The following is an 8,122-nucleotide window of genomic DNA, read 5'->3' as shown; positions in this document are numbered from 1 at the left end:
GAGCAGCCCCGCGTTCGCGGCGTTGCCGATCGCGACGGTCGCCACGGGCACGCCGGTCGGCATCTGCACGATGGACAGCAGCGAGTCGAGCCCGTCCAGCGTCTTCAGCACCACCGGCACCCCGATCACCGGGAGCGTGGTCGCAGCGGCGAGCATGCCGGGCAGGTGCGCCGCGCCTCCCGCGCCCGCGATGACGACCTTGATGCCTCGGCCGGCCGCCGCCTGACCCCAGTCGAGCATCGCCCGCGGGGTGCGGTGCGCGGACAGCACACGCGCCTCGTACGGCACGTCGAAGCGGTCGAGCATCTCCGCGGCGGCGCGCATCGTGGGCCAGTCGGAGTCGCTCCCCATCGCGATGCCGACGACCGGGGCCTCCGCGTTCACCACCCCTCGATCGTATCGGCGCGCGGACGAGTGACGCGGGGCTCAGTCCTCGAAGAACGCGGCCGCGGCGCGCGCGATGAACACGGCGTCGTCGAGGTCCTCACCGGAGGCGGTCACGTGCCCGATCTTGCGCCCCGGACGCGTCGCCTTGCCGTAGAGGTGCAGCTTCGCCGTGGGCTGGTCGGCCATGAGGCGCGGCACGCGCGAGTCGAGATCGCCGTCCGCCGGTCCGCCCAGGACGTTCACCATCGCGCTCCACGGTGCGCGCGCCTCCGGGCTGCCGAGCGGCAGGTCCAGGACGGCCCTGAGGTGCTGCTCGAACTGGCTCGTCACGGCCCCGTCGATGGTCCAGTGACCGGAGTTGTGCGGGCGCATGGCGAGCTCGTTGACGAGCACCCGCTCGTCGGTCGTCTCGAACAGCTCGACCGCGAGCACCCCGGTCACGCCGAGGGACGTGGCGACCGTGTGCGCGATCTCGCGGGAGACCCGCTCGGTCACCGCGGTGGTCCGCGGCGCCGGCGCGAACACCTCGCGGCAGACGCCGTCGCCCTGCACCGTCTCGACGAGCGGCCACAGTGCCACGTCGCCGGAGGGCCTGCGGGCGACGAGCTGGGCGAGCTCGCGCTGGAAGTCGACGACCTCCTCCGCGAGGAGCGGCCCCTCCGCGAGCCAGTCGTCCGCCTCGTGCGGCGCGGACACGACGCGCACGCCGTGCCCGTCGTAGCCGCCGCGGGGGGTCTTCACGATCGCGCGGCCGCCCACCCGCTCGAGGAAGTCGGCGAGGGCGGCGGCGTCCTCGACCTCCGCCCACTCCGGCTGCGGGACCCCGAGCTGCTGCAGGCGCCGGCGCAGCACGAGCTTGTCCTGCGCGTGCTGGAGCGCGTCCGGACCCGGGCGCACCGCCACCCCCGCGTCGACGAGAGCCCGCAGCACCGGCTGGGGCACGTGCTCGTGATCGAACGTGACGACGTCGACGTCCCGGGCGAACGCGAGCACGGTGTCCAGGTCGGTGTAGTCCCCGACCGTCGTGACCGCGATGCGCGCGGCGGCGTCCTCCGACTCCCCGAGCACCGCGATGTCGACACCGAGCTCGACCGCAGGCGGCACCATCATCCGGGCCAGCTGCCCCCCACCGATCACTCCGACGCGCACGGCTCGGCTCCCTTCCGTTCAGTCTGCGGCCACGATCTCTTGCCGATCGTCCAGCAGGGCGACACCCGACACCGACCCCGCATGACCTATTCTGCGGCGGCGGCCCATGCCGGACGATCCGTCCGCGGGCAGGAGGAGGCGGCATCCGGTGCGTGCACTCGTTCGGCACCCGATCACCGGTCAGCTCACGAAGTTCGCGCTCGTGGGCGGCGTGGGGTTCGTCGTCGACACCGTGTCGTTCACCCTGCTGCGGCTCAGCCCCGCCTTCGCGGGCAGCCCGATCAAGGCCGGCATCATCTCGACGACGCTCGCGATCGCCGCGAACTGGATCGGGAACCGGTACTGGACCTTCGGTCCGCACCGCAGCACCCGGGGCGTCGCCGAAGCCGTCGAGTTCCTCGCGGTCAGCCTGCTCGGCATGCTCGTCGCCCTCGGCTGCCTGGCGGTCTCGCACTACGTCCTGGGGCTCCAGTCGGTGCTCGCCGACAACATCTCGAAGAACGTCGTCGGGCTGATCCTCGGCTCGATCATCCGGTTCGCCCTGTACCGGTACTGGGTGTACCACCCGGGTCGGCGGAACCGCGTGGCCGCGAAGGGCGACGCACCCGCGACTGTCGACTGACGGCGGTCAGCCCGCCGCGCCGCGCTCGATGAGCTCGGCGATCGCCCGGTGCACGAGCTTCGCCCTGGGCACGTCCCGGAGGATCATCGTGCCCTCCGCGCCGGCGTGGACGATGACGTCGCCGCTGCCGGTGAGCAGCTGGAGCGGGCGGCGGCGGAGCACCGCGTCGGAGGCGCGGGAGAGCGAGAACTCGGTGCGCTCGCGGACCAGGAAGCCCTGGGTCACGATGAGGCGCCGGGTGGTGATGACCGTCAGCCGGTTCAGCCAGAAGACGAGCGGCAGCACCGACAGCAGCACGGTGAGCCCCGCGGCCACGATCGGCAGGGCCGTGTTGAGCCACGCCGCGGGCATCCGCTGCCACCAGTACCCGGTGCCGAACGCGATCGCGATGAAGAAGATCGCGGGCCAGACGAGGTGCCTGCCGCTGCGGCGCAGGCGCACGATCACCTGCTCCGGCGCCTCCCTGGGCGGCGGCGCGGACGTGGGCCGACGCTCCGTGCGCACGCGCGTAGCACCTCCGACCCCCGCTGACACGCCCTATTCATAGCGCAGGTGCTCGACATCCCCGCTGGCGCACGCCGTGGAGCCGAGGACGGGCCCCCGATCGACGACGACCCGCCCCTCGAGGTCGATGTCGACCGCCTCGCCGACGATGGGGTCGCCCGTCGACGTGACCCGCACGCGACGCCCGACCGTGTCGCTGACCGCGAGCACCGCGGCTCGCAGCCCGCTGCCCTCCGGGTCCCCTCCCGCGGCCTCGAACGCCGCGACGAGCGGGAGGAGCCGGCGGAGGTACGCGGCGATCAGCAGATCGGGTGCGGTGGGGCCGCCCTCCGCGGCGAGCGACGTCGCGGTCGGCACGGGCAGCGCCTCCCGGCGCGCGGTGTGGTTGAGCCCCGCCCCGATCACCACCCCCTCGCGACCCGGCAGCGCCTCCGCGAGCACCCCGCACACCTTCCGCCCCGCGATGAGCACGTCGTTCGGCCATTTCGCGCGCGCCGCGACGCCGAGCCCGACGAGCGCCTGCGTCATCGCGGCCCCGGCCGCGAGCGAGACCCATCCGAGCCGCTCCGGCGGCAGGCGGGGCCGGAGCAGCACCGAGATCGCGAGCGAGTCCCCCGGTCCCGCCGACCACGACCGGCCGAGCCGCCCCCGGCCGGACGTCTGGTGGTCGGTCACGAGCACGCTCGGCGCGGGCCACGCCTCCGCCGTCGCGAGGCGCACGAGCTCCGTGTTCGTGGAGCCCACCTCCGGCAGCACGACGAGGCGGGCGACGAGCGAGGCGCTGTCCGGCAGGTCCATGCGGGCAGGGTACGAGGCCCTGACGCGCGGCTAGGCTCGCTCCCCGTGACGGACTCAACGGGGGCGGCGCCGACGACGGTGACGACGGCCGAGCGCCTTGCGGATCTGAAGGATCGCTATCACGAGGCGGTCACCGCCAGCGGGCAGGCCGCGATCGAGAAGCAGCACGCGAAGGGCAAGAAGACCGCTCGCGAGCGCATCGCGGAGCTCCTCGACCACGGCACCTTCGTCGAGCTCGACGAGTTCGTCCGGCACCGCACCTCCGCGTTCGGCATGGACGCGAAGCGCCCGTACGGCGACGCGGTGGTCACGGGCATCGGCGAGATCCACGGACGCCAGGTCGCCGTGTACAGCCAGGACTTCACGATCTTCGGCGGATCGCTCGGCGAGGTCGCGGGCGAGAAGATCATCAAGGTGATGGAGCACGCCCTGAAGACGGGCGTGCCGATCATCGGCATCCTCGACTCCGGCGGCGCCCGGATCCAGGAGGGCGTCGTCGCGCTCGGCAAGTACGGCGAGATCTTCCGCCGCAACACCGCCGCCTCCGGGGTGATCCCGCAGATCTCGATCGTGATGGGCCCCGCGGCCGGCGGGGCGGTGTACTCCCCGGCGCTCACCGACTTCGTGATCATGGTCGACAAGACCAGCCAGATGTTCGTCACCGGGCCCGACGTGATCAAGACGGTCACGGGCGAGGACGTCGGGATGGAGGAGCTGGGCGGCGCGCTCACCCACAACACCCGCTCCGGCGTCGCGCACTACCTCGCCTCCGACGAGGACGACGCGCTCGACTACGCCCGCACCCTGCTCGGGTACCTGCCGGACAACAACCTGACGGACGCGCCCGTGTACGCCTCCACCGCCCAGCTCGAGGTGACGGACGGCGACCGGCGCCTCAACACCCTCATCCCGGACAGCCCGAACCAGCCGTACGACGTGCACGAGGTGATCGAGGCGCTCGTGGACGACGGCGAGTTCCTCGAGACGCAGCCGCTCTACTCCCCCAACATCGTCGTCGGGTTCGGGCGCGTGGAGGGCCGCTCGGTCGGGATCGTGGCGAACCAGCCGTCCGCCATGGCGGGCACGCTGAACATCGACGCCGGCGAGAAGGCCGCGCGGTTCGTGCGCTTCTGCGACGCGTTCTCCATCCCCATCCTCACCCTCGTCGACGTGCCGGGCTACCTGCCCGGAACCGACCAGGAGTGGACCGGCGTGATCCGCCGCGGCGCGAAGCTGCTCTACGCGTACGCGGAGGCGACCGTGCCGCTCGTCACCGTCATCACCCGCAAGGCGTACGGCGGGGCGTACATCGTCATGGGCTCGAAGCAGCTCGGCGCGGACCTCAACTACGCGTGGCCCACCGCCGAGATCGCGGTCATGGGCGGCCAGGGCGCCGTCAACATCCTCTACCGCGGCGAGATCCGGAAGGCGGAGGCCGCAGGCGAGGACGTCGACGCCGTCCGGACCCGCCTCGCGAACGAGTACACGTACAACGTCGCGAGCCCGTTCCTCGCCGCCGAGCGGGGAGAGCTCGACGGCGTCATCGAGCCCGCCTCGACGCGCATCACGATCACGAAGGCGCTCCGCGCGCTGCGCACCAAGCGGGCCTCCGTGCCGCCGAAGAAGCACGGGAACATCCCGCTGTGAGCGACGGGCCCGACGGGGCGAGGCCGATCCAGGTGCTCGCCGGTTCGCCGACCGACGAGGAGACGGCGGCGATCGCCGCGCTGTTCAGCGGCCTGCTGCTCGAGCGCTCGGCCTCCTCCGACCCGCTGCCCGAGACGCCCGTGCGCAGCGCGTGGGACCGGACCCGGCGCCCGCTCCGGGGCCCGTGGCCCGCCGAGAAGCACTGGCAGGACCGCTGATCAGGGCCTGATTCCACCATCACCCCCGAACAGGGGGCGGCAGGAGGACGAACCGCGGGGATTTGTACCCCGAAAGTCCCCCATCAGGCCGACTGTGAATCCGCTTGGAATGGCGCACACTGGTCTCACCACCGTCGCCGACCCACGGCGACGCAACCGGGCAGAAGCCGAGTCGGGTAACTCGGCGCTCGGCAGTGGGCGGGATGTTTTCGGGTTGTCCCGCCGACTCGGGGTGCACAGGGGCCGGTCTGGGGAGACCGGCCCCTTTCCCGTTGCCGATGGTCTTCGAAGCGCAAGCGCGGCGACCGAGCACATCAGCAGGACTCAGCACCGACAGCAGGACTGGAACGCCGTCTGTGTCCTGCTGTGGCTCCTGGATCCTGCTGTCGTGCTCCGAAATGGTCAGACGGAGGCGGGCTCCGGGCGCGGGAGCTCCAGCCACAGGTCGACCTCTTCGCCCTCGTCCTCGAGCCCCAGCGCGGCGGCGACCTCGTCGATCGTGATCGCGACGACCGTCACCGACTTCCCCGACGTCTTCGGCGCGGTGCGGATCACGATCCGGTCCGAGGTCAGCCTGCTGATCGCCTCCGCGACCTGATCCAGGATCGGCTCCATGAGCAGCGGGTCGATGTCGTCGAGCCCGCCGTCGTCGAGCACCTGCACGAACGCGCCTCGGCGACGGTGGGCGATGACCTGATCGCGGAGGGCCTCGTTCAGGAGGCGCCGCCCACGGATCTCGTCGCGGATGGTCTGCTCGAGCACGCGGCACTCGGCCCGCGCGTCCTCGTCGAGGTCGCCGTCGACCTCGGCGATGTGCCGGAGCATCGGGAGCGCCACGCGGCTCGTCTGCGTGAGCCGCACCTGCCGCTCGAAGTGGTGCGCGTCCTGCGCCGCCTGCCACTCCACCGCCTCCCGCTCCGAGCGGGCGAACTGCTGGATGTCGCGCATCGCGTGGGAGAGCGAGCGGACACCGAAGTACGCGGCGGCGACCCAGAGCAGCATGGGGACGGCACCGAACCGGACCGCAGCCGCCGGACCGGCCCAGACGAGGGTCTGCGCGAGCACCAGGGCGGTCCCGATCCACGCGTGCGTCGTCCTGCGGCGCAGCATCGTGAGCACGAGCAGGCAGCCGGCGGCCGCGACGTACCAGTGCTCGTCGCCGTCCTTGCCGGTGCCCGCCATGCTGCTCGCGCAGAGCAGCGCCATCGCGAACGAGACCCCCGCGTTGATCCCGGAGACGAGCGGCGACATCGCCGCACCACGGTCGACGAGCGTGAGCACGAAGGCGACCGCGAACAGCGCGAGCGCGATCGCGACGCGCGTGGGATGCACGGCGTCGGCCATCGACGTCACGCCGTTCAGCACGGCGCCCGCGGCGACGGCGACCGCGAGCAGCGCGATCAGCGGGCGCGGCAGCGGGATCATGCGAACACCGTCTCGTCGTCCGCGGAGGACGCCTCGGGGGCGGTCGCCCCCGCGGGCCACGACAGCACGAACTCGGTGCCCTCGCCGAGCGCGGTCCGCAGATCGACGGCGCCGCTCACCCGGCTCATCCGCTCGATGATCGACACCCGGAGCCCGAGTCGCTCCGACGCGACCTTCGCGGGGTCGAACCCGCGCCCCTTGTCCTCGACGTGCACGCACACCGCGCCCTCGTCGCCGCCCTTGACGACCACCGAGCGCGGCACCTCGGGGCCGCCGGCGTGCTTGACGCTGTTCGTCATCGCCTGCACCGCCGCGGACACGATCGCGTCGGCGACGTTCTCCGGCAGGTACCGGTCCTTGACGTCCTTGGACGCGAACGAGAACCGGTCCGCGACCGCGCCGGCGTCCTCCCGGATCCGCACGAGCAGCTCCGCGATCGGCACCTTCGGGCCGACGGAGGAGGCGACGGTCGCCCGCGACAGGACGCCCATGGTGTGCGCGGCCATCCGCGCCGCGAGCGCGCGCGCCTCGGGGGTCTGCGCAGCGGCCGCGGAGAGGAACGTGGTGAGCACCGAGTCGTGCACGAGGGCGTCGGTGCGGACCCGCTCGCTCTCGGTCGCCTCATCGATCTGCGCGTCGGCGTAGCGGCTGAGCGCCGCGCCCTGCGCGGAGTCGACCTGGCGGGCCGCGCGACGCACCGCGGACACCACGAGCAGCAGGGCGAAACCGACCTCGGAGGCGCTCGCGGCGTCGGTCAGCGCGGAGGCGAACGAGACCCCGCCGCCGATCGGCACGAACCGCTGCGCGCCGACGGTCGCGGAGACGACGATGACGTAGCCGACGGACACCGGCCAGCGCGCCGCGACGACGACCAGCGCGCTCGGGATCCCGGCCAGCGCGAACAGCCACGGCGACGAGGTGCCGGTGTACTGCCCGTCGACCGAGAGCGGCCAGAGCGCGAGGGCGCCGAGGTAGACGATGCCGACACCACCGAACACCGGGCGGGTCCACTGGTGCAGCAGCGCGGCCAGCGAGGCGACGGCGATGGCGCCGTAGACCGCGACCGCGATCATGAGCGTGACGCCCGGGTTCAGCAGGGGCCAGTCCTCGACCAGCTCGGGGATCGTGGTCGCCGCGAACAGGAGGCCGAAGAGGCTGACCATGCCCGCGAGCAGCATCTCGATGCGGCGCGAACCGATCGGTGCCAGCCCCATCTTGGCCGCGAGGTCGCGGCCGCGGGTGTCAGTCGTCATGGACGGGGGTGTCGGGATCGAGTCCGGGCAGGATCCCGTCCTCCACCGCCCGACGCAGCAGATCCACCTTCGTCGGCGCCGGACGCCCCACCTCGACGTACTTCACCCGGATCCGATCC

At 72.6% G+C, this 8,122-nt stretch carries 9 protein-coding genes; 3 read left to right on the top strand and 6 right to left on the bottom strand.

Going from position 1 to position 8,122, the window contains the following annotated elements:
• A partial coding sequence (purE, locus tag ACTHLI_RS14430) for a 5-(carboxyamino)imidazole ribonucleotide mutase (protein WP_440185086.1) occupies positions 1–351 on the bottom strand: 351 nt, incomplete at its 3' end.
• 75 nt (positions 352–426) lie between these two features.
• Complete coding sequence (locus ACTHLI_RS14425) at positions 427–1,536, bottom strand: 5-(carboxyamino)imidazole ribonucleotide synthase (protein ID WP_440185083.1); 1,110 nt, start codon at positions 1,534–1,536, stop codon at positions 427–429.
• 148 nt (positions 1,537–1,684) lie between these two features.
• Between ACTHLI_RS14425 and ACTHLI_RS14420 the strand changes: the two genes are divergently transcribed.
• On the top strand, positions 1,685–2,158 hold the full coding sequence (locus ACTHLI_RS14420) for a GtrA family protein (RefSeq protein ID WP_440185080.1): 474 nt from the start codon (positions 1,685–1,687) through the stop codon (positions 2,156–2,158).
• Positions 2,159–2,164: 6 nt separating this feature from the next.
• On the opposite strand, the gene ACTHLI_RS14415 is transcribed toward ACTHLI_RS14420, so the two are convergent.
• Together ACTHLI_RS14415 and ACTHLI_RS14410 are read right to left on the bottom strand one after the other, a co-directional pair.
• A complete protein-coding gene (locus tag ACTHLI_RS14415) occupies positions 2,165–2,662 on the bottom strand; it encodes a PH domain-containing protein (protein WP_440185077.1) in 498 nt (165 codons plus the stop codon).
• A gap of 33 nt (positions 2,663–2,695) precedes the next feature.
• Positions 2,696–3,460, bottom strand: coding sequence for a biotin--[acetyl-CoA-carboxylase] ligase (locus tag ACTHLI_RS14410; protein ID WP_440185075.1), 765 nt, complete (start codon positions 3,458–3,460; stop codon positions 2,696–2,698).
• A gap of 45 nt (positions 3,461–3,505) precedes the next feature.
• Between ACTHLI_RS14410 and ACTHLI_RS14405 the strand changes: the two genes are divergently transcribed.
• Together ACTHLI_RS14405 and ACTHLI_RS14400 are read left to right on the top strand one after the other, a co-directional pair.
• Positions 3,506–5,107 (top strand): acyl-CoA carboxylase subunit beta, encoded by a 1,602-nt coding sequence (locus ACTHLI_RS14405; RefSeq protein ID WP_440185073.1) that lies wholly within the window; start codon positions 3,506–3,508, stop codon positions 5,105–5,107.
• Positions 5,104–5,325 (top strand): acyl-CoA carboxylase subunit epsilon, encoded by a 222-nt coding sequence (locus ACTHLI_RS14400; RefSeq protein ID WP_440185071.1) that lies wholly within the window; start codon positions 5,104–5,106, stop codon positions 5,323–5,325. The genes ACTHLI_RS14405 and ACTHLI_RS14400 overlap by 4 nt, the downstream gene beginning before the upstream one ends.
• 402 nt (positions 5,326–5,727) lie before the next feature.
• On the opposite strand, the gene ACTHLI_RS14395 is transcribed toward ACTHLI_RS14400, so the two are convergent.
• Both ACTHLI_RS14395 and ACTHLI_RS14390 read right to left on the bottom strand, forming a co-directional pair.
• Entirely contained in the window at positions 5,728–6,750 is a 1,023-nt protein-coding gene (locus ACTHLI_RS14395) for a hypothetical protein (protein ID WP_440185069.1), read from the bottom strand.
• A complete protein-coding gene (locus ACTHLI_RS14390) occupies positions 6,747–8,003 on the bottom strand; it encodes a sensor histidine kinase (protein WP_440185067.1) in 1,257 nt (418 codons plus the stop codon). The genes ACTHLI_RS14395 and ACTHLI_RS14390 overlap by 4 nt, the downstream gene beginning before the upstream one ends.
• Between the last annotated feature and the right edge of the window lie 119 nt (positions 8,004–8,122).

It is taken from the genome of Amnibacterium sp., from assembly GCF_051956055.1.
In the GTDB taxonomy this organism is placed as follows: Bacteria; Actinomycetota; Actinomycetes; order Actinomycetales; family Microbacteriaceae; genus Amnibacterium.
Note: the sequence above shows the minus strand (reverse complement) of the source record. Positions and strands in the feature narration are given on the sequence as shown.

Excerpts from the sequence above, each read along its gene's own strand:
- ACTHLI_RS14395 (WP_440185069.1), bottom strand. The coding sequence starts at position 6,750 with ATGATCCCGCTGCCGCGCCCGCTGATCGCGCTGCTCGCGGTCGCCGTC.
- ACTHLI_RS14410 (WP_440185075.1), bottom strand. The coding sequence starts at position 3,460 with ATGGACCTGCCGGACAGCGCCTCGCTCGTCGCCCGCCTCGTCGTGCTG.
- ACTHLI_RS14390 (WP_440185067.1), bottom strand. The coding sequence starts at position 8,003 with ATGACGACTGACACCCGCGGCCGCGACCTCGCGGCCAAGATGGGGCTG.